General features: G+C 59.2%; 21 protein-coding genes. 9 read left to right on the top strand and 12 right to left on the bottom strand.

Annotation, left to right across the window (positions count from 1 at the left end; genetic code table 11):
• Positions 1-23 precede the first annotated feature (23 nt).
• The 4 genes from thrC (at position 24) to ACOYXE_RS17240 (ending at position 3,899) form a co-directional block, all read left to right on the top strand.
• Positions 24-1,433, top strand: coding sequence for a threonine synthase (gene thrC, locus ACOYXE_RS17255; RefSeq protein ID WP_160056101.1), 1,410 nt, complete (start codon positions 24-26; stop codon positions 1,431-1,433).
• Positions 1,434-1,553: 120 nt separating this feature from the next.
• A complete protein-coding gene (locus ACOYXE_RS17250) occupies positions 1,554-2,927 on the top strand; it encodes a transporter substrate-binding domain-containing protein (RefSeq protein WP_160056103.1) in 1,374 nt (457 codons plus the stop codon).
• A 116-nt stretch (positions 2,928-3,043) separates the two neighbouring features.
• On the top strand, positions 3,044-3,451 hold the full coding sequence (locus ACOYXE_RS17245; protein WP_460926332.1) for a response regulator: 408 nt from the start codon (positions 3,044-3,046) through the stop codon (positions 3,449-3,451).
• Positions 3,452-3,617: 166 nt separating this feature from the next.
• Positions 3,618-3,899 carry a DUF3509 domain-containing protein gene (locus tag ACOYXE_RS17240; RefSeq protein WP_122598066.1) on the top strand — a complete coding sequence of 94 codons (282 nt, stop codon included), beginning with the start codon at positions 3,618-3,620 and terminating at the stop codon, positions 3,897-3,899.
• A gap of 176 nt (positions 3,900-4,075) precedes the next feature.
• Here the strand turns inward: ACOYXE_RS17240 and ACOYXE_RS17235 are convergent, their stop codons facing one another.
• Complete coding sequence (locus ACOYXE_RS17235; RefSeq protein WP_460926331.1) at positions 4,076-5,056, bottom strand: TIGR02285 family protein; 981 nt, start codon at positions 5,054-5,056, stop codon at positions 4,076-4,078.
• Positions 4,983-6,182: a CaiB/BaiF CoA transferase family protein gene (locus ACOYXE_RS17230; protein WP_160056107.1), complete on the bottom strand. Its 1,200-nt coding sequence runs from the start codon at positions 6,180-6,182 to the stop codon at positions 4,983-4,985. The genes ACOYXE_RS17235 and ACOYXE_RS17230 overlap by 74 nt, the downstream gene beginning before the upstream one ends.
• A gap of 146 nt (positions 6,183-6,328) precedes the next feature.
• Between ACOYXE_RS17230 and ACOYXE_RS17225 the strand changes: the two genes are divergently transcribed.
• From ACOYXE_RS17225 to ACOYXE_RS17215, 3 genes are all read left to right on the top strand, one after another.
• Positions 6,329-6,871 (top strand): YaeQ family protein, encoded by a 543-nt coding sequence (locus tag ACOYXE_RS17225; protein ID WP_160056109.1) that lies wholly within the window; start codon positions 6,329-6,331, stop codon positions 6,869-6,871.
• A gap of 55 nt (positions 6,872-6,926) precedes the next feature.
• The gene (gene recJ / locus ACOYXE_RS17220) at positions 6,927-8,636 is read left to right on the top strand and encodes a single-stranded-DNA-specific exonuclease RecJ (protein ID WP_160056111.1); all 1,710 of its coding nucleotides are present in this window, start codon (positions 6,927-6,929) and stop codon (positions 8,634-8,636) included.
• Between the two features lie 253 nt (positions 8,637-8,889).
• Entirely contained in the window at positions 8,890-9,996 is a 1,107-nt protein-coding gene (locus tag ACOYXE_RS17215; protein ID WP_095119340.1) for an NADH:flavin oxidoreductase/NADH oxidase, read from the top strand.
• A 208-nt stretch (positions 9,997-10,204) separates the two neighbouring features.
• Here ACOYXE_RS17215 and ACOYXE_RS17210 read toward each other — a convergent pair whose 3' ends face one another.
• Positions 10,205-11,833: a glucan biosynthesis protein D gene (locus tag ACOYXE_RS17210; protein WP_099758089.1), complete on the bottom strand. Its 1,629-nt coding sequence runs from the start codon at positions 11,831-11,833 to the stop codon at positions 10,205-10,207.
• A gap of 392 nt (positions 11,834-12,225) precedes the next feature.
• Here ACOYXE_RS17210 and ACOYXE_RS17205 point away from each other — a divergent pair, with 392 nt between their 5' ends.
• Positions 12,226-12,411 (top strand): hypothetical protein, encoded by a 186-nt coding sequence (locus ACOYXE_RS17205; RefSeq protein WP_007908956.1) that lies wholly within the window; start codon positions 12,226-12,228, stop codon positions 12,409-12,411.
• Here ACOYXE_RS17205 and ACOYXE_RS17200 read toward each other — a convergent pair.
• The gene (locus ACOYXE_RS17200) at positions 12,408-12,614 is read right to left on the bottom strand and encodes a hypothetical protein (protein ID WP_160056115.1); all 207 of its coding nucleotides are present in this window, start codon (positions 12,612-12,614) and stop codon (positions 12,408-12,410) included. The two genes, ACOYXE_RS17205 and ACOYXE_RS17200, sit on opposite strands and share 4 nt — an antisense overlap.
• 83 nt (positions 12,615-12,697) lie before the next feature.
• Positions 12,698-13,204 carry a BRO-N domain-containing protein gene (locus ACOYXE_RS17195; RefSeq protein ID WP_460926330.1) on the bottom strand — a complete coding sequence of 169 codons (507 nt, stop codon included), beginning with the start codon at positions 13,202-13,204 and terminating at the stop codon, positions 12,698-12,700.
• Between the two features lie 437 nt (positions 13,205-13,641).
• On the opposite strand from ACOYXE_RS17195, the gene ACOYXE_RS17190 reads away from it, so the two are divergent.
• Positions 13,642-13,806, top strand: coding sequence for a hypothetical protein (locus ACOYXE_RS17190; RefSeq protein WP_160056119.1), 165 nt, complete (start codon positions 13,642-13,644; stop codon positions 13,804-13,806).
• On the opposite strand, the gene ACOYXE_RS17185 is transcribed toward ACOYXE_RS17190, so the two are convergent.
• The 7 genes from ACOYXE_RS17185 to ACOYXE_RS17155 all read right to left on the bottom strand — a co-directional run bounded on the left by ACOYXE_RS17185 (position 13,803) and on the right by ACOYXE_RS17155 (position 22,865).
• Complete coding sequence (locus ACOYXE_RS17185) at positions 13,803-15,287, bottom strand: APC family permease (protein WP_460926329.1); 1,485 nt, start codon at positions 15,285-15,287, stop codon at positions 13,803-13,805. The genes ACOYXE_RS17190 and ACOYXE_RS17185 overlap by 4 nt on opposite strands.
• 225 nt (positions 15,288-15,512) lie before the next feature.
• Complete coding sequence (locus tag ACOYXE_RS17180; protein ID WP_460926328.1) at positions 15,513-16,937, bottom strand: gamma-aminobutyraldehyde dehydrogenase; 1,425 nt, start codon at positions 16,935-16,937, stop codon at positions 15,513-15,515.
• A 167-nt stretch (positions 16,938-17,104) separates the two neighbouring features.
• On the bottom strand, positions 17,105-17,932 hold the full coding sequence (locus ACOYXE_RS17175; protein WP_460926327.1) for an ABC transporter permease: 828 nt from the start codon (positions 17,930-17,932) through the stop codon (positions 17,105-17,107).
• Positions 17,922-18,842, bottom strand: coding sequence for an ABC transporter permease (locus ACOYXE_RS17170; protein ID WP_007908947.1), 921 nt, complete (start codon positions 18,840-18,842; stop codon positions 17,922-17,924). The genes ACOYXE_RS17175 and ACOYXE_RS17170 overlap by 11 nt, the downstream gene beginning before the upstream one ends.
• Positions 18,843-18,858: 16 nt before the next feature.
• Complete coding sequence (locus ACOYXE_RS17165; protein WP_405122251.1) at positions 18,859-19,896, bottom strand: ABC transporter ATP-binding protein; 1,038 nt, start codon at positions 19,894-19,896, stop codon at positions 18,859-18,861.
• Between the two features lie 276 nt (positions 19,897-20,172).
• On the bottom strand, positions 20,173-21,324 hold the full coding sequence (gene ydcS, locus ACOYXE_RS17160; protein WP_460926326.1) for a putative ABC transporter substrate-binding protein YdcS: 1,152 nt from the start codon (positions 21,322-21,324) through the stop codon (positions 20,173-20,175).
• Positions 21,325-21,407: 83 nt separating this feature from the next.
• Positions 21,408-22,865, bottom strand: coding sequence for a gamma-aminobutyraldehyde dehydrogenase (locus tag ACOYXE_RS17155; RefSeq protein WP_460929847.1), 1,458 nt, complete (start codon positions 22,863-22,865; stop codon positions 21,408-21,410).
• Between the last annotated feature and the right edge of the window lie 71 nt (positions 22,866-22,936).

Below are 22,936 nucleotides of genomic sequence, written 5' to 3'. Positions count from 1 at the left end.
GCTCAAACCGAAGGTTTGCCCTTATGCGTTATATCAGTACCCGCGGCCAGGCACCGGCCCTGAATTTCGAAGAGGTCCTGCTGGCCGGTCTGGCGACCGACGGCGGTCTGTACGTTCCGGAAAACCTGCCACGTTTCACCCAGGAAGAGATCGCTTCCTGGGCCGGCCTGCCGTATCACGAGCTGGCCTTCCGGGTGATGCGCCCGTTCGTCACCGGCAGCATTCCGGACGCCGATTTCAAAAAGATTCTCGAAGAAACCTACGGCGTGTTCTCGCACAGCGCCGTGGCGCCGCTGCGTCAGCTGAACGGCAACGAATGGGTCATGGAGCTGTTCCACGGTCCAACCCTGGCGTTCAAGGACTTCGCCCTGCAATTGCTCGGTCGTCTGCTCGACTATGTGCTGGAAAAACGCGGCGAGCGCGTAGTGATCGTCGGCGCCACTTCCGGTGATACCGGTTCGGCCGCCATCGAAGGCTGCAAGCACTGCGAAAACGTCGACATCTTCATCCTGCACCCGCACAACCGTGTGTCCGAAGTGCAGCGCCGACAGATGACCACGATTTTCGGCGAGAATATCCACAACATTGCCATCGAAGGTAATTTCGATGACTGCCAGGAAATGGTCAAGGCGAGCTTCGCCGACCAGAGCTTCCTCAAAGGCACGCGCTTGGTGGCGGTGAACTCGATCAACTGGGCGCGGATCATGGCCCAGATCGTTTACTACTTCCACGCATCGCTGCAACTGGGCGGCCCGGCGCGTTCGGTGTCGTTCTCGGTACCAACCGGCAACTTCGGCGACATCTTCGCCGGCTACCTGGCCCGCAACATGGGCCTGCCGATCAACCAGTTGATCGTCGCCACCAACCGCAACGACATCCTGCACCGCTTCATGAGCGGCAATCAGTACGTCAAGGAAACCCTGCACGCCACGCTGTCGCCGTCGATGGACATCATGGTCTCGTCGAACTTCGAGCGCCTGCTGTTCGACCTGCACGGTCGCAACGGCGCGGCAATCGCCGGTCTGATGGATTCGTTCAAGCAGGGCGGCGGTTTCAGCGTCGAACAAGAACGCTGGACCGAAGCGCGCAAACTGTTCGACTCGCTGGCCGTGGATGACGCGCAGACTTGCGAAACCATTGCCGAAGTCTACGAGCAGACTGGCGAAGTGCTGGATCCGCACACCGCCATCGGCGTCAAGGCTGCACGCGAATGCCGTCGTAGCCTCGATATCCCGATGGTAATTCTCGGGACCGCACACCCGGTGAAATTCCCGGATGCGGTAGAGAAGGCCGGTGTAGGAAAAGCGCTCGAACTACCTGCACATCTTTCTGATTTGTTTGAGCGAAACGAGCGTTGCACCGTTCTGCCAAACGAGCTGAAAGCCGTGCAAGCCTTTGTCAGCCAGCATGGCAACCGCGGCAAGCCGCTTTAAGCCAGTAAAAGCTGTCACATTTTGAAGCCCGTCTCCTGACGGGCTTTTTTGTTTCTGCTGCCACACTGCTCGGGTTTTCACCCACGAAGGACGGGTGAGTCGATCACGAAGGAAGTGGCAATGCTGTTTTATAGAGGTTTGAAACCGGCACTGGCTGGGCTGTTCTTGTTCGCATTACTGGCCTTGATGCGCAGCAGTGAGGCGGCGCAACTGGCGCTGCATGACGAGGCCGTGGCCGGCAAAGTCCAGCCCATCGAACTGGCCGCACACGAGCGTCAATGGATTCGCGACAACCCCGAGGTGACGGTCACGTCGGTGCAGTACCCGTTGTATCTGTTCCAGGATGAGCACGGGCAGTGGAGCGGCTTGAACAACGATGTACTCAAGCGTGTGACGGCGATGACCGGGTTGCGGTTTGTGCATCAGGAATCGTTTTCCACCGATCACATGCTCGAACGACTGGAGAGCGGCGCGGCCGATATCAGTACGACCCTGGCGATGAGCGAGGAGCGCAAGGCATTCCTGGATTACAGCCACGCGTTCGGTGGCGCGGGCTGGGTGTTTGTTGGACGCGCTGACGCACCTCGGCTGGATGCCTTCGAGCAGTTGAGCAAACGGGTGCTGGTGCTACCGGCCCGGCATGCGCTGGAAGACATGATCAGGCGTGACTTCCCCTTGATCGAGATTCGCTCGGTCAAGACCTACGCCGAGGCGCGGGCGCTGGTTGAAAGCGGTGAAGCCTACGCCACCATCGAAAACGAAATTGGCGCGCAGCTTTACCCGCTGGGTTTGCTCAAGGTCGGAGGTCTGGTTGAGGGCAAATGGGAAGCGGATAACCTGGCCGTGCGCAAAGGCATGCCTGTGCTCCTGAGTATTCTCAACAAGGCCCTTGAGGCGTTTCCCGCAGCCGAATTGCGGGCCATCCGCCTGAAATGGCTGGAAGGTATTGCACCGGCGCCCGTGCCGTCAGTCTGGCAGCAGATGCTTGAATGGGGTTGCTGGGGCATGGGTGGGCTTGGCGTGTTCGGCCTGCTGTCGCTGATATGGAATCGGCGTCTGACCGCCGTGATCAAGCTGCGGCGCACGGCGGAAAAAGATCTGGGCGATCAACTGGCATTTCAGCATGCATTGATCGACTCCATGCCTGATCCGGTGTTTGTCCGTGATCTGCAAGGGCGGCTGATCATGTGCAATCGTAGCTATGAGGAAGCGCTCTCGGTTCGACTGGATCAGGTGCTGGGGCGGCTGCTGATTGAAGTCAACGCGTTGCCTGAAGCCACGGCGCTGATGTTGCACGATGAGTTCATGGTGCAGTTGCGCACGCGCAAGTCGCGTTTCAGCAAACGGCGATTGCAGTTCAAGAATGGCACCCGTGAGGTCTATCAATGGACGGTGCCGTTTTACAGTGCTGATGGCAAATTGCGTGGGCTTTTGGGCGGTTGGACAGACATCACCCAGCGTCGGACAGAGAGTGGGTGCCGATGTCCGCATTGAAGATGGGAAATGTCCTATATGACGCGGCTACTTTTCCGATGGGAGGCTTAGGACTGCTGCCCTAGAGTGACAACCACTGCGGTGAGAGTCCGCGATTGTCGCTTCAGAGGCCGCTTATGCGCTCGCTTAAAGTCCTGATACTTGAACCCAATCCGTTCCAACTGATGGCATTGCATCAAATGCTCAATGCCATTGGTATCTATGACGTACTGACGGCGCCGTCGCTGGCCTCGGCCCTGTCTTCACTGGGCCATCGCGGCGTGGTCGATATCGCCATTTGCGATCCGCAGCTCAAGGGCGGCGATGGCCTGGCGCTGATCCATCATCTGGCGGTTCAGCAGGAGGCACGCGCGCTGATCCTGCTGGGAACGGTCGCGCCAAGCCTGCTGAACGATCTCGAACCCTTGCTGAGCGAGCATAGAATGCGGCTGTTGGGTCGCCTGCAAACCCCAGTGTCGGCGGTACTGATGCGCGGTTTGCTCGACAGCTACCTGATCGCCGCTTCGCCACCCGTGCGGGTTTGACGGGGACGGTTATTTTTCTGTCATCTTCGGCGTGCATGCTCTGACAGACCGGTGACACTCCAGGAACGGGGCAGTCGGTATGCAGAACTTTCTTCTCGGGCCGGTGGTCATTTATTGTGAACACGCCCCAGGCACACAGTTTTCGGACTATTGAGTGGAGATCGAGATGGAAAGTATCAGTCTATTGCTCGGTGAGGCTCTGAGCCCGTATCAGGTTTCGTTGTCTCCAAGCGGTTCCCATGGCGAATGCCTGGTGACCTTGAAGAACAGTCATGGCGCCATCGTGGTGGAACGCGAATTCAATCAGGCACAACTGACCGACAAGCGTCAGTTGACCGATGTCGTTGACGGCTTGCACCGCGACGTTCTGATCGCTGAAGGACGGCTGGAGCCTTGTGTGATCGCGGCCTTGCGCAACGCAGCACTGGACAAACGTGCGGCGCTGTAAAGATGAAATATTTTTTGTGGGAACCTTCCTGCATCCCTGTCAGTCAGACCACGTAACAGCAGGATCAAGCATTGTGCTCCGGTGCTTGTCGCTTGCTGCTACGGGTCTTTATGTAGGCCACGTTTAACCCCGAGTCGTCTCCCCACTTCTCGGGGTTTCTTTTGTCTGCGATTTGCCTACTGCGCGGCTTGGCGTTCGAAGAATGTGCGGGCCTGTTCCAGATAATCCTCACGTCTGTCAGGGTCCAGCCATGCGGCGTAGAGCTGGTTCAGGTGTTCATGCGGCAGGGTGCGCAGCAGATGATTGATCTCGCTGATGGCCTGGCGGCCCTGCGTGGTGTCGGAACAGGCGACGTAGCCTGACAGATACTTGCCGTTGCCCTGAATCGGATAGAACTCCAGTTCATCTTCATTGATCTGTGCCTGTTTCGCCTGATAGCGAATCTCCGGCCAATAGCCCAACACCACCTGCAACCGCCCGAGACGCTGCATCGACAGCAGATTGGTCAGCGCATCGTTGCCGTAATGCGCCGTCAGCGCACCGCTGGGCGCTTGATGCAAAAGGGTGTCGATGAACTCACCGTAGCTGCGTTCCGCCACCACACCGACTTTGCGTTCCGTATCGGCCAGCAGCGCCGACAGATCCACTTCATCGTCGACCAGATACGGTTCGAGCACCGAGCGATCTTGCTGGCGCACCACCAGGCCGTTGCTCACGGCGCGAATTGCAGGGATCGAATACGCGACCCACTGCGCGCGCTCCTTGTTCCACAGCAGCGCGGGGTCACAGGCAAACGGGTTTTCGTGGAGCATCTGCAGACCACGGGCGCGATTGACCCGCATCAGCGTGTGTTCGTACTGCGGCATGCCGGCGATCAGCAACGGCATCAGTTGGTCGATCACACCCTGGCCCTTTTTCGGGCCTTCGAAAATGGTCAGCGGCGGCAAGTCTCGCAGCAGCCAGATCAGCGTCGGTTTCGCCTGCGCTCCGGTCGACAGGGCGAGTAAAAACAATAGGCCGAACAGGCGCCACGTCCACCAATGGTGGGCGCGGTTGGCGTGCGATGTCTGCCGGCGCTTCAGCTTAGATGGCTCCGTCTTCACGCAGCTTGGCGATCTGTCTCTCGTCGTAGCCAAGGTCGTGAAGTACCTGCGCATTGTGTTCACCCAGTTGCGGTCCGACCCATTCTGAACTGCCCGGTGTCTCAGAGAGTTTCGGCACAATGCCCGGCATCTTGAAATCTTTGCCGTCGGGCAGTTTGGCGTGCAGGAACATCTCTCGGGCCAGGTACTGCGGATCGTTGAACATGTCCTCGGCACTGAAGATCCTGCTGGCCGGTACCTCGGCCTGATTGAGCAGGTCGAGCACGCTTTGCAGCGGCAGCGAATTGACCCAGCGATCAATCACGCCATACAGTTCGTCGCGGCGATTATCGCGCCCGTCGTTGCTGGCCAGTGTCGGATCGTTGGCGAGGTCTTCGCGACCGATGATCAGCATGAAGCGTTTGAAGATCGCATCACCGTTGGCGCCGATCTGCACATGCTTGCCGTCAGCGCTGGTGTGAATCGAAGAGGGCGTAATCCCGGGCATGATGTTGCCGGTGCGCTCGCGGATAAAACCGAACACGTCGAACTCCGGCACCATGCTTTCCATCATTGCGAAAATCGCTTCATACAGCGCCACATCGACGACTTGGCCGAGGCCACCGTTGACCTCGCGATGACGCAGCGCCATCAGCGCACCGATCACGCCCCACAGCGCAGCTATCGAATCGCCGATGGAAATGCCGGTGCGCACCGGCGGACGGTCCTCGAAACCAGTGATGTAGCGCAAACCGCCCATGGACTCGCCCACCGCACCGAAGCCCGGCTGATCCTTCATCGGCCCGGTCTGGCCGAAACCGGAAAGGCGCACCATCACCAGTTTCGGGTTCAAGGCGTGCAGGGTTTCCCAGCTCAGGCCAAGCTTTTCCAGCACGCCGGGGCGGAAGTTCTCGATGAGGATGTCGGCTTCGCTGAGCAGTTTTTTCAGGATCGCCAAGCCGTCAGGGTGTTTGAGGTTCAGCGTCAGCGACTTTTTATTGCGCGCCTGAACGAACCACCACAGCGACGTGCCTTCGTACAGTTTTCGCCATTTGCGCAAGGGATCACCGCCGTCTGGCGACTCGATCTTGATCACTTCGGCGCCGAACTCGCCGCAAATGCGCGAGGCAAACGGCCCGGCAATCAATGTACCCAATTCAATGACTTTCAGACCCGAGAGCGGTTTGCTGGTGAACGGCATGCGAAATCCTGTAGGACAAGGCGGAACGGATACAGCGTTTTAACATAGCCGGCTGTCAGACGCCGCAGCTTGATCGCCATCAATTCGATGATTGCCTACCGCATCGGTTAGACTTGCCGACTTTCCTCGTATCAAGAAGCCCGTTCATGGCCCAGCCGTCCACTACCTACAAATTTGAACTGAACCTCACCGACCTCGACCGCAGTGTCTACGAGAGCGTCAAGCAGACCATCGCCCGTCACCCTTCGGAAACCGAAGAGCGCATGACCGTGCGCCTGCTGGCCTACGCCCTCTGGTACAACGAGCAGTTGTCATTCGGCCGTGGTCTGTCAGACGTGGATGAACCTGCGCTGTGGGAAAAGAGCCTGGACGACCGTGTTCTGCACTGGATCGAAGTCGGCCAGCCAGACGCCGACCGTCTGACCTGGTGCTCGCGTCGTACCGAACGTACCAGCCTGCTGGCCTACGGCAGCCTGCGCGTTTGGGAAACCAAAGTGATCCCGGCGATCAAGAACCTGAAGAACGTCAACATCGCAGCAGTCCCGCAAGAAGTGCTGGAAATCCTGGCCAAGGACATGCCCCGCGTCATCAAGTGGGACGTGATGATCAGCGAAGGGACGATCTTCGTCACCGACGACCGTGGTCAGCACGAAGTCCAGTTGCAATGGCTGCAAGGTGAGCGCGGCTGATCCTGCGCCCTCAACTGATTAATCCCCCGTATTAAAGAGAAGTCTCCGTCACCCCATGCGTATCGAACCTCGTCAACTGCCCGAAACTCTGCCTTTTCTCGGTGATATTCCGCCGCTGCTGACCCGCCTGTATGCGGCGCGGGGCGTGCAATCCGAGGCAGAGCTGGACAAGAGTCTGGCGCGGTTGATCCCGTTCCAGCAACTCAAGGGCATCGACGCAGCGGTGGACCTGCTGGTGACGGCGCTGGAACAGCGCCAGCGCATCCTCATCGTCGGTGACTTCGATGCGGACGGTGCGACGGCCAGCACTGTTGGCATGCTTGGCTTGCGTCTGCTCGGTGCAGCACATGTCGATTATCTGGTACCGAACCGCTTTGAATATGGCTATGGCCTGACTCCGGAAATCGTCGAAGTTGCGATGACCCGCGAGCCGCATTTGCTGGTCACCGTGGACAACGGCATCTCCAGCGTCGAAGGCGTGGCTGCCGCCAAACGCCATGGCCTGAAAGTGCTGATCACCGATCACCACTTGCCCGGCGATGAACTGCCACTGGCTGATGCGCTGGTCAACCCGAACCAGCCCGGTTGCGAGTTCCCGAGCAAGGCGCTGGCCGGCGTCGGGGTGATTTTTTATGTGCTGATGGCGTTGCGCGCGCGTTTGCGCAGCCTCGGCTGGTACGAGAACAAGCCGCAGCCGAACATCGGTGAACTGCTCGATCTGGTGGCGCTGGGCAGCGTTGCCGACGTGGTGCCGCTGGACGCCAACAACCGGATTCTGGTGCATCAGGGTCTTGAGCGAATTCGCGCCGGTCGCGCACGGCCGGGCATCAAAGCGATACTTGAAGTCGCCAAGCGTGACGCTGCACGCATTACCTCCACCGATCTCGGTTTCATCGTCGGCCCGCGGCTGAATGCCGCCGGACGGCTGGATGACATGAGTCTGGGCATCGAGTGCCTGCTGACCGGCGACGCCAATCTGGCCCGGGAAATGGCCGCGCAACTCGACGGCATGAACCAGGATCGTAAATCCATCGAGCAGGGCATGCAGCGTGAAGCGCTGGCGCAGCTCAAGGACTTGCCGGTCGAGTCGATGCCGTTTGGTCTGTGCCTGTTCGATCCGGAATGGCACCAGGGCGTGATCGGTATTCTCGCGTCGCGGATGAAAGAGCGTTACTTCCGTCCGACCATTGCCTTTGCTGATGCCGGTGATGGTTTGCTCAAAGGCTCGGGCCGTTCGGTGCAGGGCTTCCACATTCGTGACGCGTTGAGCGTGGTGGCGGCGCAGCATCCAAACCTGATCGCCAAGTACGGCGGCCACGCAATGGCGGCCGGTCTGACCTTGCCGCAGGAGAATTTTCCGCTTTTCGCCGAGGCCTTTGACGCTGAAGTGCGTAGGCAACTTCGCGAAGACGACCTGACCGGGCGCATGCTGACCGATGGCACGCTGGCGGTTGAAGAGTTCCACCTCGAACTGGCCCGCGCGCTGCGCCACGCCGGGCCTTGGGGGCAGCACTTCCCGGAGCCGCTGTTTCATGGCGTGTTTCAGTTGGTCGAACAGCGGGTGGTCGGTGAACGGCATTTGAAAGTGGTGCTGAAGAGCGAGTGTGGCTCGGTGAAACTGGACGGTATTGCGTTTGGGATTGACCGGGATATCTGGCCGAATCCGACGATCAAGTGGGTTGAGCTCGCCTATAAGCTCGACGTTAACGAGTTTCGGGGTAATGAGACCGTTCAGTTGATGATTGCTCATATCGAACCGCGCTGAAGATCAAAAGATCGCAGCCTGCGGCAGCTCCTACATAGAAGTGCGCTCTGTAGGAGCTGCCGCAGGCTGCGATCTTTTCTTGAATTTCCCGCGATCCCCCGTTGTCGACTAGGCTCTAAGCACTGCTTGATTGGCCTTGTGACGTCTTGTCGAATTTTTTGCCCGCGGGGGCGGGTGCTGCACCTTTTTCCTGTCACTCGTCGACTATTCAAACAGAACCCTGGAGCCTGCCCACTGATTTGAGAGGTGCCCCATGAGTCTGCTGCTTGAACCCTTCACTCTTCGTCAACTGACCCTGCCCAACCGCATCGCTGTATCACCGATGTGCCAGTACTCCAGCGTCGACGGTCTGGCCAACGACTGGCATCTGGTGCACCTCGGCAGCCGCGCGGTGGGTGGCGCCGGCCTGGTATTCACTGAAGCCACGGCGGTCACCGCCGATGGGCGAATCACCGCCGAAGACCTCGGCCTGTGGAACGACGAACAGATCGAACCGCTGCAACGCATCACCCGCTTCATCACGTCTCAGGGCGCGGTTGCCGGCATTCAACTAGCCCACGCCGGGCGCAAGGCCAGCACCCATCGGCCGTGGATCGGCAAGCATGGCAGCGTCAAACCCGATGATGGTGGCTGGACCCCGGTAGGGCCGTCACCGATTGCCTTTGACCCACAACACACGCAACCGAAACAGCTGGATGAAGGGCAGATCGCCGACGTTATTCAGGCCTTTGTCGATGCCGCCAAACGTGCGTTGAAGGCGGGTTTCAGTGTGGTTGAGGTGCACGCGGCGCATGGTTATCTGCTGCATCAGTTTCTTTCGCCGTTGAGCAATCAGCGCCGCGATCAATATGGTGGCTCTTTTGAAAACCGTATTCGGCTGGTGCTGCAGGTTACCGAGGCGGTGAGGGCGGTCTGGCCTGAGGAGTTGCCGGTGTTTGTCCGCGTATCCGCCACCGACTGGGTGGAGGACGGCTGGAACCCGGACGAAACCGTAGAGCTGGCGCGACGCCTGCACACGTTGGGCGCGGACCTGATCGATGTGTCGTCGGGCGGGACAGCGGCCAACGCGGAAATTCCGGTTGGGCCGGGTTATCAGACGCGTTTCGCCGAACGTGTGCGTAAGGAGTCAGGCATCGCCACAGGCACCGTGGGAATGATTACCGAGCCGGCGCAGGCTGAACACATTCTGCGCACCTGTCAGGCCGACATCATCTTCCTCGCCCGCGAGTTGCTGCGTGATCCGTACTGGCCGCTGCATGCCGACGATGATCTGGGCGGGCGCAAAGCGGTGTGGCCGGCGCAGTATCAGCGCGCGACTCATCGTGATCAGCCGATTCATGAGTCTGATTTGCGCGATTGAGTCAGTCGCAATAAAGCAAAAAGCCCCGGTCAGTGATGGCCGGGGCTTTGTTTTTGGAAGGTGTTTTTGTGCTGACTAGGCGGATGCTATCGCGAGCAGGCTCCCTCCTACAGTTGATCTGCGTCGAACACTGATTTTGTGAACGACATATCTCCCCTGTAGGAGTGAGCCTGCTCGCGATGAGGCTCAATCAGACGCTAGAGAACCCTCAAGGGTATTTACGCTTGTCCGGCGCCGGCGGGAAGTACTGGTACAACCAGGTCTCGCTCAACGTGCGGTCATTGGTGCGAATGAACAAACGCAGCTCCACCGGCTCAACGCTGTCACTGGTCGGGTACCAGTCAAACAGGATCCGGTAACCCTTGATGTCATCCAGCACCAGCACGCTGAAGTCCTGCACCTTGCCGTTCGAGCAGGTCACCACCGGCTCGATCCCGGTGCCCTGCGGCAGGCGATCCAGACCACCGCCGGTGAAGTCCACGGCGAAGCGACGGGCCCAAACCGGCGGATAATGCTCGCCCGGGGCCCAACCTTCGGTGAAACCGCCCATGCCGGAACGGGTCGCGTGCACCCGTGCCAACGGCGTACCCACTGGCGGCAATGCGCTCCAGTAAAGCTTGTAGCCGTAGTTCAGCGAATCCCCGGCAGCGACCGGTTTTTTCGGTGTCCAGAACGCTACGATGTTGTCGAGGGTCTCGCCGGTGGTAGGGATTTCCAACAGATCGATAGAGCCTTCGCCCCATGCCGTGGTCGGTTCGACCCACAGGCTCGGACGCTTGCTGTACCAGTCGACGGTGTCCTGATAGTTGGCGAATTCATGATCGGTCTGCACCAGCCCGAAACCTTTTGGATCGGTGTCGGCAAACGCATTGAATTGCAGGGTCGCCGGGTTGTTCAGCGGACGGCAGATCCACTCGCCGTTGCCGCGCCACATCGCCAGACGATCCGAGTCGTGGATCTGCGGGTGGATGGTGTCGCACATGCGGCGCTCGTGGGTGCCGCAACTGAACATACTGGTCATCGGCGAGATGCCCAATTGCTCGATCGCCGTGCGCGCATTGATGTGCGCATCGACTTCCATCACCACGCGCTCGGCCTGGCAGTCGATGTCGAAACGGTAAGCGCCAGTGGCACTCGGCGAGTCGAGCAGGGCATACACCACAAATCGGGTGGCGTTCTTGTCCGGTGTCTCGAACCAGAACTTGGTGAAGTCAGGGAATTCTTCGCGTTTTTTCGCGTACGTGTCGATCGCCAGGCCGCGCGCCGAGAGGCCATATTGGCCAGTGGCGTCTACCGCACGGAAATAGCTGGCGCCGAGGAACGACAACACATCGTGACGATCCAGCTCCGGCGCTTTGAACAGCTTGAAGCCGGCAAAACCGAGGTCACCCTTGAGCTGCTGGGTGTCGACTGAAGTGTTTTCATAGTTGAACAGTGCCGGGCGGAAATGCACCTCGCGGGCAGTGCGCGTTTTGGCGTCGACGCTGTACATGCGCACCGGCTGACGGAACCCCATGCCGACGTGGAAGAACTGCACGTCCAGCTGGCCCTTGTTTTCCTTCCACAGCGAATGCTCGCCGTCGTAACGGATCGCGTTGAAGTTCTGCGGGGTCATGGTCGCCAGGGTTGGCGGCAGCACCTGTTTGGTGTCCTGATAGGCGCTGCCAGCCAGTTGCTTGGCCTGGCGTTTCAGCGCTTCGAAGTCAAACGCCTGCGCCTCGCCATCGGCGGCGCCGCCATTGGCCGCCCACGCACGGCTGGCCAGCAGACCAGTGGCCGAAAGACCGGTGTAAGCCGCAATGGCCATGGACGCTTTGAGCAAATTCCTGCGATGCATAAATACAACCTGTCGTGTGCAATCCCGCGCCGTTCCTGGCACGTGCTGGATCAGAAATAACGGTTCGGACAAGCCTTCGGCCAAACGCAACGGACTATTAACAGATGCCCGCTAGCTTAAACGGTTCGCTCGCAATGCAAAATTCGTTGATTCACCGCGCCAGTGTGTCAATGAAACAAGACATGTCGGTTAAAAATCTGACAGGGCGTTCTGATTTACACGGCATATCTGCTTTTTTCGACTAATTACTCTAAAAACCGCTTTTCAGCGCCGATTTAATTTCTATTCTATGGGCATGACCGGTGCTGACCGGTAGGGCACACGGCGCTGCTGTAAGGGGCAGGGCGATGTGGTGGTTTAGCAATTCTTTGAAGTATTGAAGGACATCGTCCATGGCAAAAATACAAGGGATCACCGACATGTTGGGCATCTTTCCCTGCCTCGGCAGCGGCCGCAAAAGGCGTCGGCTCAGCTCTGACGAAGTAAAACTGGTGGAGCGATATCGGGAGCTTTCGGAGAACGACCGGATTGCGATGCGGTATCTGGTGGATGCGATGCGGAGTGTTTCGCGTTTTTAACGCTGGGGTGGGCACCGTGAAAGCCATTTGGCTTTTACGGTGGCCAGGTCAATCAAATTGCCCGCGTCGGCATCGGTGATGCCGACGTGAATGGCTTTCTGAAGCTCGGCATTGTCGTTTAGTTTCAGGTAAGAGATCGCAAAGCTTTCATCACAGGGAATGACTTCCTCAATCTGAGGAGGTTTGAGAAAAGTTCTACTCATCTGAATCAACTCGCTAGAGGGGACGCGCTAAACCTGTGGCGAGGGAGCTAGCTTCCTCGCCACAGGTTTTTTGTTTATGAGCCTTAGCTGCAAGTGCTCAGAACCGGAGACGGCCGCTGGCCGCGCATCAACTTCGGCACATCCCGCCATTTGACCCACGCCTGCTGTTGCCAGTGCAGCAGCGGCACGGTAACGCCTGCCCAATGCATTGAGCTCAAGCTCGGGTGGTTTTCCACAGGGCTTGATTGGGTTTCGCGCAGCATCGGGATGACTTCATGGCTCAGCCATTGTCGCAGGTGTCGGTTTTCCGGGACGAAGTGATGGACGAGCAGGGCGAACAGGCCAGACTCGCTGACCATCGCGCAATCGATGATTTCGCCGTCCCGACGCAGAAGGACATGGCGACGCTGATCGGGATCGAGTTTCAGGGTGAGGCGTTCGTTCAGGGGGTAACCCATCAAGCGACCGAGATCTTGCACGCAGAACCAGGCTTCGTGGTCTTGCATGAAGGCGTGGAGGAAGCGGTTGTGGCGGGTGAAGGCGGTGGGGGTGAAGTGCGTTGAAGGTGGATTCTGGATTTGCGTAGACATGTAGTGACTTCCGTTTCGAGTTGGAAAGTCGCCACCAATTCTTCGAAAAATTGGGTGGCGAGCCGAGTGGCGTTCGAAGTCGGGTTACTTCCTGTCGAAACGGTAAAGCCGGAAGGCCCGCGCCACACGGCCCGCCATAAAGCAGAACTGAAGTTGTGAAAAAGCCGCAGTTCAATGGAGGGCATGCAAGCACCGTTTTGACAGTTTCCGGCTTCGACCCCGGATCGCTGAATTAACAGCGACGGGATAAAGCCTATCGGTCAGGCGCTTGCGGCGACAAGTCTACCCTTTCGCCACACATCGTAGGAAATGGGGCTTTTTCAGGCAGGTTGTGTCTGTAGGAAATTCCTGTTTTTTTAGATTCCGCTGCTAAACCATCCCTGCACCGAAGATTTTCCTTTATGAGTTAGCAATCGGGAAAAGGGAGAAGCAATTCTGTGAGCAAAGATGAAGCGAAGGGTAAAAAGAGAAAGGTGATCGATCTGGATCGCTTCGAAGCTGTTAGAGGTAAAGCCGATATCAAATGGCGTACTGATGAATTGATGACAGTGCTTCGAGGAGACCCCGGAATCAAATCTCGATTCCGGGGTGATTCTTCTTAGCGACTCACCTTCCAAGCATCCCCAGCCGGCGCCTTCCCATGGTCATACGGCTTGCCAATCCACATATAAACCAGCCCCAAACCAATCACGATGGCCGTGCTCAATACCATCGCATAGTTCACGTACCACGCCGCATCCGGCGTACGTGGCCAGGCCATGTTGATGATTGCGCCAACGCCGTACACCAGCGCGCCGATGTTCACCGGCCAGCCCCACGCGCCGAGGGTGAATTTGCCGCTCGGTTTCCAGCCTTTGCTGCGGGCGTACAGCGCGGCCAGGACGATCATCTGGAATGCGAGGTAGATGCCGATGGCGGCGAAGCTGACGATGGTGGCGACGGCGTCTTGCAGGAAGAAGCCGAGGGCGATGATCAGCGCGGGCAGGACGCCGGACACGAACAGTGCTGCAACCGGTACTTGGGTGGTAGGAGAAATCTTTTTCAGCAGTCGGCTGCCGATGACCATTTCATCGCGAGCGTAGGAGTACAGCAGACGGCTCGCCGCGGCTTGTAGGCTAATGACGCAGGAGATGAAGGAAATCATTACCACGCCCATTACCACTTTCGAACCGACCGGGCCGAAGGCGTTGTTGAGGATGGTGGTGACCGGGTCTTTGTCGGTGCCGTTGATCACCGCTTGCATGTCCGGCACGGCGAGGATCAGCGCCAGGCAGGCAAACATCGCTGCGATGCCGCCGATGTAGATGGTCATGCGCATGGCCACCGGGATTTTCGCACTCGGGTTCGGGGTTTCTTCGGCGACGTCGCCGCAGGCCTCGAAGCCGTAGTAGAGGAACATCCCTGCCAGCGATGCGGTGAGGAACGCCGGCAGGTACGAGCCGTCGACGCTGATGTCGAAGGTGTTGAACAGCACGCTGAGCGGTTGATGGTGTTCGAATACCAGCAGGTACACGCCGACGATCACCGCGCCCACCAGTTCGCAGAGAAAACCGAACATGGCGATGCGCGCCAGCACTTTGGTGCCGCTGAGGTTGACCAGCGTGGCGAACAGGGTCAGCACCAGGGCGATGACGATGTTGGTGTTGTTGCTTGGCTCGAAACCGAGCATGGCGGCCAGGTACGGGCCAGCGCCGACGGCAACTGCAGCAATGGTGACGCACAGGGCGATGGAGTAGATCCAGCCGACCATCCATGCCCATTTTTTACCGACCAATCGGCGTGCCCAAGGGTAAACACCGCCGGAAATCGGGAACTGCGAAACCACTTCGCCGAAGATCAGGCACACCAGCAACTGGCCGCAACCGACCAGCAAGTAGGCCCAGAACATCGGTGGGCCGCCAGCGGCGAGGCACAGGCCGAAGAGGGTATAAACCCCTACGACCGGTGACAGATAAGTGAAGCCCAAAGCGAAGTTTTCCCACAGGCTCATGCTGCGGTTGAAGTTCGAGGTGTAGCCCAGTTTGCGCAGTTGTTCGGCATCGCTGTCGGCAACGGCTGCGGCGAGATCGGGTGAGGAACTCATGTGTGTTTGCTCCGTGAAATCGGCAGATTTCGGATGGCCGAGGCCGTGGCGGGGCCATGCAGGCGCCGCCCAGATCGGTAGTTATTGTTTTGGGATCCTGGTGGTGCGTAGTGCCGGTTTCCTTCCTGAAACCGAGGTGACGCCTTCGCGAGCAGGCTCGCTCCCACAGGGGGAACGCATTTCAATTAATGTGGGAGCGAGCCTGCTCGCGAAGCTATTAAAGGCTTAGTGCTTGAACATCACATGCCGAACGGTGGTGTAGTCCTCCAGCCCATACATGGACATGTCTTTCCCGTAACCGGACAATTTCTGACCGCCATGGGGCATTTCGCTGACGAGCATGAAGTGCGTGTTTACCCACGTGCAGCCGTACTGCAAGCGCGCCGACATGCGATGCGCACGTCCTACATCTGCCGTCCACACGGAGGAGGCGAGGCCGTAGTCCGAATCGTTGGCCCATTCCAGCGCCTGCGCTTCATCGGTGAATTTGGTCACGGAAACTACTGGCCCAAACACTTCGCGACGAACAATTTCGTCGTCCTGCTGCGCATCGGCTAGAACGGTTGGTTCAAAGAAAAAACCGTTGCCGTCGACTGCCTTGCCACCAGTGATCAAACGAATGTGCGACTGCGCCACAGCACGCTCGACCAACCCGGCAACACGATCGCGATGTTGCGCGGTGATCAGCGGCCCCAGTTCAGTCGACGGGTCATCCTGCAATCCGTACTTGATGCTGCTCACCGCCGCGCCGAGCTTCTCGACGAACTTGTCGTAGATGCCTTGTTGCGCATAGATCCGGCACGCAGCGGTGCAATCCTGCCCAGCGTTGTAGAAACCGAAGGTGCGAATACCTTCAACCGCCGCATCGATATCCGCGTCGTCGAAGATGATCACCGGCGCCTTGCCGCCCAGTTCCATGTGCATGCGTTTAACGCTGTCGGCGGTGCTGGAAATGATATTGGCGCCCGTGGCGATGGAGCCGGTCAGCGAAACCATGCGCACTTTCGGATGGGTAACCAACGGACTGCCAACGGTAGGACCGCGACCAAACACCAGATTGAGTACGCCGGCCGGGAAGATTTCCGACGCCAGTTCGGCCAGACGCAACGCGGTCAGCGGCGTTTGTTCCGATGGCTTGAGCACCACGGTATTACCGGCCGCCAGCGCCGGGGCGATTTTCCAGGCGACCATCATCAACGGGTAGTTCCACGGCGCGATGGAGGCGATCACGCCGACCGGGTCGCGGCGGATCATCGAGGTGTGGCCGGGCAGGTATTCGCCACCGGCCGAACCGCTCATGCAACGGCTGGCGCCGGCGAAGAAACGGAACACGTCGGCAATCGCCGGAATTTCGTCGTTGAGCGCGGCGCTGTAGGGTTTGCCGCAGTTATCGGATTCGAGTTTGGCCAGTTCTTCGCCGTGGGCTTCGATGGCGTCGGCGAGTTTGAGTAGCAGCAGCGAACGGTCTTTCGGCGCGGTTTGTGACCAGTCGGCGAAAGCGTTATCGGCAGCGCGCACGGCGGCGTCGACCTGGGCTTCGCTGGCTTCGTTGATTTCTACCAGGACTTCGCCGAGCGAGGGATTGAGCACTGGTTGCGCCGGGCCTTCGCCGTTGACCAGTTGGCCGTTGATCAAGAGTTTGGTTTGCATCGTTCTGTCCTCTTCGAATCTATTATTTTTCTGCCGAAACCGGATTAAAAACTGTGGGAGCGAGCTTGCTCGCGAAAGCGGTGTGTCAGTCCACATCAATGTCTGATGTGACGGCCTCTTCGCGAGCAGGCTCGCTCCCACAGGGGATGGTGGTGTCTGTCAGGGATTCATTTGCCGCCGCTGCCGGCAACGCTTTCGCCACCGCGTGTCAGGTAATACGCGCCGAGAATCGGCAGCATGGTCACCATCATCACCAGCATGGCGACGACGTTGGTCACCGGCACATCCCGTGGTCGGCTCAGTTGATTGAGCAGCCACAACGGCAAGGTGCGTTCATGCCCGGCGGTGAACGTGGTGACGATGATTTCGTCGAACGACAACGCAAATGCCAACATGCCGCCGGCCAGCAACGCCGAGCCGAGGTTGGGCAGGATGATGTAGCGAAAGGTCTGCCAGCCATCGGCGCCGAGGTCCATCGACGCCTCGATCAAGCTGTGCGAAGTGCGGCGCAGGCGGGCGATAACATTGTTGTAGACGATCACCACGCAGAAGGTCGCGTGGCCGACGATGATGGTGAACATCCCCGGCTCGATCCCCAGCGTCTTGAACGTCGCCAGCAAGGCAATCCCGGTGATGATCCCCGGCAGCGCAATCGGCAAAATCAGCATCAGCGAAATGCCTTGTTTGCCGAAGAAATCCCGGCGGTACAAAGCTGCCGATGCGAGTGTGCCAAGCACCATCGCAATCAACGTGGCGATAGCTGCGATCTGCAATGAAAGCTTGATCGCCTCCAGAACATCCGGCCGCGAAAACGCCACGCTGAACCAGTGCAGCGTGAAACCTTTCGGCGGGAAACTGAACGCGGCTTCTTCAGTGTTGAAGGCGTAAAGGAAGATGATCAGGATCGGGAAGTGCAGAAACATCAACCCGCCCCAGGCTGCGATTTTCAGGCCCAGTGAGGCTTTCTCCCCCTGCTTTTCTGAATTAGAGCGCATCGAAAGCCCCCAGTCGTTTGACGATGGACAGGTAAACCGCGATCAACACAATCGGCACCAACGTGAATGCCGCCGCCATCGGCATGTTGCCGATCGCACCTTGCTGCGCGTACACCATGCTGCCGACAAAGTAGCCCGGCGGCCCGACCAGTTGCGGCACGATGAAGTCGCCCAAGGTCAGCGAAAACGTGAAGATCGAACCGGCGGCGATGCCCGGAATCGACAGCGGCAAAATCACCTGCATAAAGGTCTGACGCGGCTTCGCACCAAGGTCAGCGGAGGCCTGCAACAGCGACGGCGGCAGACGTTCCAGCGACGCCTGAATCGGCAGAATCATGAACGGCAGCCAGATATAAACAAACACCATGAATCGCCCCAGATGCGAGGTCGACAAAGTGCTGCCACCCACCCCGGGAATCCCCAGAATGAACTGCAACACCGGCTCCAGCCCCAGGTGCTGCACGAACCACTGCGCCACGCCGCCCTTGGCCAGCAGCAACGTCCACGCATAGGCCTTGACGATGTAACTGGCCCACATCGGCATCATCACCGCGATGTAGAAAAACGCCTTGGTCTTGCCCGTGGTGTAGCGCGCCATGTAGTAGGCGATCGGGAACGCGACGATGGCGCTGGCGATCGACACGACGATGGCCATGCTCAGCGTGCGCAGGATGATGTCGAAGTTCGACGGCTGAAACAGCGCGGCGAAATTGGCCAGCGTCAGGTCAGGGGTGACCGCCATGGTGAAGTCGTCGAAGGTGTAGAAACCCTGCCACAACAGCACCAGCAGCGAGCCGAGATAAATCGCGCCGAACCACAGCAGTGGCGGCACCAGCAGCATCGACAGATACAGGTTCGGCTTGCGGTAGAGCAGGTTGGAAAACCTGCGCAATGGCGGCGATGCAGTCATCGCGAGCGTGCTCATGTCACACCCCGCTCGCTACGGTGTCGTGCAGCGCAATCATCGCTTCCCGCGCCCAACGCGCGCTCAGACGCTGGCCGGTCTGGTGCTGGGCGCTGCTGTCGATCCACTGATTGTTGGCGTGGCTGATGCTCAGGGTCTGACCGTTTTCCAGCTTCAATTCATAACGCGTGGCGCTGCCCTGATACTGAATGTCGTGGAGTAATCCGCTGACTTCGATTTCGTGGCTGGCCAGCGGGCCTTCGGCGAAACGCACGTGTTCCGGGCGAATCGAAAACGGTTGCGGATGACCGCTGATTTCACGTGCCAGATCACCACGAATCACGTTCGAGGTGCCGACGAATTCGGCGACAAATGTGGTGGTCGGTTTCATGTACAGATTGCGCGGTGTGTCGACCTGTTCGATGCGACCCTTGTTGAATACGGCAACGCGATCGGACATCGACAGCGCTTCGGTTTGATCGTGAGTGACGAAGATGAAGGTGATGCCGAGCTGGCGTTGCAGCTTCTTTAATTCACTTTGCATTTGTTCGCGCAATTTCAAATCGAGCGCGCCCAAAGGCTCATCGAGCAACAGCACGCGGGGACGATTGACCAAGGCGCGGGCGAGGGCGACACGCTGGCGCTGACCACCGGACAATTGCACAGGTTTGCGGGCGCCGTAACCGCCGAGGGCGACCATGTCCAAGGCTTCTTCGGCGCGTTTGTGCCGTTCGGTCTTGCCGACGCCTTTGACCTTCAAGCCGTAGGCGACGTTGTCGAGCACGTTCATGTGCGGGAACAGCGCGTAATCCTGAAACACCGTGTTGACGTCACGTTGATACGGCGGCAACCCGGCCGCCTCGGCGCCATGGATGCGGATTGAGCCAGCACTCGGTTGTTCGAACCCGGCGATCAGGCGCAGGCAGGTGGTTTTGCCCGAGCCGGAAGGGCCGAGCATGGAAAAGAACTCGCCGTCCTCGATATCGATGGAAACCCGGTCAACGGCCTTCACCTCGCCGAACTGCCGGGAAACGTTGGTGAACTGGACTGCAAGCGTCATGGTGCGGTGCTCCAAAAAGGCGAGGGCCGTCGCAGCGGCCCAGCCTGGACTTCTGAAAAATCTGAATCGTTTACGGTTTGCTTGGCTTACACATTCGGCGGACGAGATGCGATCTGCTTTTAGCGCCCTCTCCCTCCGGGAGAGGGCTGGGGGTGAGGGTGGCTTATTGGCCGTTGCTCTGAAGTCAAAGGCAAGGTCAAAAGCTACCCCCTCACCCCAACCCTCTCCCCCAGGGGGGCGAGGGGGAAAGGGAGCAGGCCGCGTCGTTATTGAGAGCTAGCGGCCGCCCATGATCGCGATGTAGTCCTGCGTCCAGCGGCTATACGGCACAAATTTGCCACCTTCAGCCTGCGGAGTTTTCCAGAAGGCGATCTTGTTGAACTGGTCGAAGCCGTTGGTCTTGCAACCTTCAGCGCCGAGCAATTCGCTCTCCTTGCACGCCGCTGGCACCGCTGGCAACGAACCAAACCACGCCGCTACATCACCCTGGACTTTCGGTTTCAGCGACCAGTCCATCCACTTGTAAGCGCAATTCGGATGCTTGGCCTCGGCGTGCAACATGGTGGTGTCGGCCCAGCCCGTAGCGCCTTCTTTCGGAATGGTCGAAGCAATCGGCTGCTTCTCGCTCATCAAACCGTTGACCTGATACGGCCAGGCACTCGATGCCACTACGCCTTCGTTTTTGAAGTCGCTCATTTGCACCGTGGTGTCATGCCAGTAGCGGTGGATCAGCGGCTGCTGCGCGCGCAACAGGTCGAGCACGGCTTTGTACTGATCTTCGGTCAGTTGATACGGATCCTTGATGCCCAGTTCAGGCTTGGTCGATTTCAGATAGAGCGCCGCGTCGGCGATATAAATCGGGCCGTCATACGCCTGCACGCGGCCCTTGTTCGGCTTGCCGTCGGGCAGATCCTGAGCGGCGAACACCACGTTCCAACTGCTCGGCGCGGTCTTGAACACGTTGGTGTTGTACATCAGCACGTTCGGGCCCCACTGGTACGGGGTGCCGTAAGTCTGCTGGTTGACCACGTACCACGGCGCGTCTTTGAGGCGCGGGTCGAGGGTGTTCCAGTTCGGGATCAACGCGGTGTTGATCGGTTGCACACGCTTGCCGACGATCAACCGCAGCGAGGCATCGCCGGACGCGGTGACCAGGTCGTAACCGCCCTTGGCCATCAAGCTGACCATTTCGTCCGAGGTGGCGGCGGTCTTCACATTGACCTTGCAACCGGTTTCCTTTTCGAAACCGGTGACCCAGTCGTAAGCCTTGTCGCTCTCGCCACGTTCGATGTAACCCGGCCACGCAACGATATCCAGCTGACCTTCGCCAGCGCCGACAGCCTTAAGCGGCTCGGCAGCTTGCAGGCTGGCGCTGGCCAGCAGGGCCGTGGTGATTGCACTGAGCAATGCGGTCTTGTGCACGAACATGGTTGAACCCTCTTCTTTAAATTATGGTCGGGGCAGTTTTGAACGCGGTGAAGCATGCCGTTGGCGGCTTGTTATTAGCGTAGTCAGAGATGCTGGCCGTGGCGGGTCATGATGTGCCGCACCACGCTGTAGTCCTGCAGCGAATCACTGGATAAGTCTTTGCCGTAACCCGAACGTTTCAGGCCACCGTGGGGCATTTCGCTGACCAGCATGAAATGGCTGTTGATCCACGTGCAGCCGTACTGCAAGCGCGCGGCAACCTGCATGGCCTTGTCCAGATTCTGTGTCCAGACCGACGAGGCGAGGCCGTATTCGGAGTCGTTGGCCCAGTCGACCGCTTGCGCTAGTTCGTCGAAACGGGTCACGGTGACTACCGGGCCGAACACTTCGCGCTGGACGATTTCGTCGCTCTGTTTGCAACCGGCGAGCAACGTCGGTTGATAGTAGAAACCGGCGCCGGAATGCACCGCCGCACCGGTCACGCGTTCGATGTGCGGCTGACCGAGGGCGCGTTCGACGAAACTGGCGACGCGGTCACGCTGGCGGGTGCTGATCAGCGGGCCGATCTCGTTGTCAGCGTCACGTTTGCCGGCGAAGCGCAGGCTGCTGACGGCGGCGCCGAGTTCGGCGACCAATTTGTCGTGAATCCCGGCTTGCGCGTAGATCCGGCAGGCGGCGGTGCAGTCCTGCCCGGCGTTGTAGTAACCGTAGGTGCGCACGCCCTCGACCACGGCTTGAATGTCAGCGTCGTTGCAGACGATTACCGGGGCTTTACCGCCGAGTTCGAGGTGCGTGCGTTTCAGGGTTTTCGCGGCGGCCTGGAGGATTTTCTGCCCGGTGACGATATCGCCGGTCAGCGAGACCATGCGCACTTTGGCGTGGCCGACCAAATGGCTGCCAACGCCTTCGCCGCCGCCACAGATGATATTGATCACCCCGCGCGGAAGGATTTCGGCCAGCGCTGGCGCCAGGGCGAGGATCGACAGCGGTGTGTGTTCGGACGGTTTGAACACCAGCGTGTTGCCGGCGGCGAGGGCCGGGGCGATTTTCCACGCGGCCATCATGATCGGGTAATTCCACGGCGCGATCGAGGCGACCACGCCAATCGGATCGCGCCGCACCATGCTGGTGTAGCCCGGCAGGTATTCGCCGCTCAACTGACCAGTCTGGCAACGCACCGCGCCGGCGAAGAAGCGGAATACATCGACGGTCGCGGTCAGATCGTCCTGACGCGCCAGGTGCAACGGCTTGCCGCAGTTCAGCGATTCGAGGCGGGCGAGGTGATCGGCGTGTTTTTCCACGGCGTTGGCGATGTCGAGCAGCAGATTCGAACGTTGCTGCGGCGTGGTGCGCGACCATTCGGCGAAGGCGCGGTGGGCGGCGAGGATGGCGGCTTCGACTTGCTCGGTGCTGGCTTCGGCGATGTGCGTAAGGATTTCACCGGTGGCCGGGTTGAGAATCGGCTCGACGAAACCTTCGCCGGCGACCAGTTCGCCGTCGATCAACAACGCGGTACACATCGGGGTCTGCGCGCCAGCCATTTTCCGCGGTCTCTTTTCTTGTGTGGCCATTGTTGCTCCCTGATATCGGGAGCCGACCGTCTTATAGATGC

It is taken from the genome of Pseudomonas sp. MC6, from assembly GCF_054790575.1.
Note: the sequence above shows the minus strand (reverse complement) of the source record. Positions and strands in the feature narration are given on the sequence as shown.

What these genes read in the sequence shown, in the direction of transcription:
- thrC (WP_160056101.1), top strand. Translation starts at nt 24, where the DNA reads ATGCGTTATATCAGTACCCGCGGCCAGGCACCGGCCCTGAATTTCGAA.
- ACOYXE_RS17250 (WP_160056103.1), top strand. Translation starts at nt 1,554, where the DNA reads ATGCTGTTTTATAGAGGTTTGAAACCGGCACTGGCTGGGCTGTTCTTG.
- ACOYXE_RS17245 (WP_460926332.1), top strand. Translation starts at nt 3,044, where the DNA reads ATGCGCTCGCTTAAAGTCCTGATACTTGAACCCAATCCGTTCCAACTG.
- ACOYXE_RS17240 (WP_122598066.1), top strand. Translation starts at nt 3,618, where the DNA reads ATGGAAAGTATCAGTCTATTGCTCGGTGAGGCTCTGAGCCCGTATCAG.
- ACOYXE_RS17235 (WP_460926331.1), bottom strand. Translation starts at nt 5,056, where the DNA reads ATGCGCAGGTACTTCACGACCTTGGCTACGACGAGAGACAGATCGCCA.
- ACOYXE_RS17230 (WP_160056107.1), bottom strand. Translation starts at nt 6,182, where the DNA reads ATGCCGTTCACCAGCAAACCGCTCTCGGGTCTGAAAGTCATTGAATTG.
- ACOYXE_RS17225 (WP_160056109.1), top strand. Translation starts at nt 6,329, where the DNA reads ATGGCCCAGCCGTCCACTACCTACAAATTTGAACTGAACCTCACCGAC.
- recJ (WP_160056111.1), top strand. Translation starts at nt 6,927, where the DNA reads ATGCGTATCGAACCTCGTCAACTGCCCGAAACTCTGCCTTTTCTCGGT.
- ACOYXE_RS17215 (WP_095119340.1), top strand. Translation starts at nt 8,890, where the DNA reads ATGAGTCTGCTGCTTGAACCCTTCACTCTTCGTCAACTGACCCTGCCC.
- ACOYXE_RS17210 (WP_099758089.1), bottom strand. Translation starts at nt 11,833, where the DNA reads ATGCATCGCAGGAATTTGCTCAAAGCGTCCATGGCCATTGCGGCTTAC.
- ACOYXE_RS17205 (WP_007908956.1), top strand. Translation starts at nt 12,226, where the DNA reads ATGGCAAAAATACAAGGGATCACCGACATGTTGGGCATCTTTCCCTGC.
- ACOYXE_RS17200 (WP_160056115.1), bottom strand. Translation starts at nt 12,614, where the DNA reads ATGAGTAGAACTTTTCTCAAACCTCCTCAGATTGAGGAAGTCATTCCC.
- ACOYXE_RS17195 (WP_460926330.1), bottom strand. Translation starts at nt 13,204, where the DNA reads ATGTCTACGCAAATCCAGAATCCACCTTCAACGCACTTCACCCCCACC.
- ACOYXE_RS17185 (WP_460926329.1), bottom strand. Translation starts at nt 15,287, where the DNA reads ATGAGTTCCTCACCCGATCTCGCCGCAGCCGTTGCCGACAGCGATGCC.
- ACOYXE_RS17180 (WP_460926328.1), bottom strand. Translation starts at nt 16,937, where the DNA reads ATGCAAACCAAACTCTTGATCAACGGCCAACTGGTCAACGGCGAAGGC.
- ACOYXE_RS17175 (WP_460926327.1), bottom strand. Translation starts at nt 17,932, where the DNA reads ATGCGCTCTAATTCAGAAAAGCAGGGGGAGAAAGCCTCACTGGGCCTG.
- ACOYXE_RS17170 (WP_007908947.1), bottom strand. Translation starts at nt 18,842, where the DNA reads ATGACTGCATCGCCGCCATTGCGCAGGTTTTCCAACCTGCTCTACCGC.
- ACOYXE_RS17165 (WP_405122251.1), bottom strand. Translation starts at nt 19,896, where the DNA reads ATGACGCTTGCAGTCCAGTTCACCAACGTTTCCCGGCAGTTCGGCGAG.
- ydcS (WP_460926326.1), bottom strand. Translation starts at nt 21,324, where the DNA reads ATGTTCGTGCACAAGACCGCATTGCTCAGTGCAATCACCACGGCCCTG.
- ACOYXE_RS17155 (WP_460929847.1), bottom strand. Translation starts at nt 22,865, where the DNA reads ATGGCTGGCGCGCAGACCCCGATGTGTACCGCGTTGTTGATCGACGGC.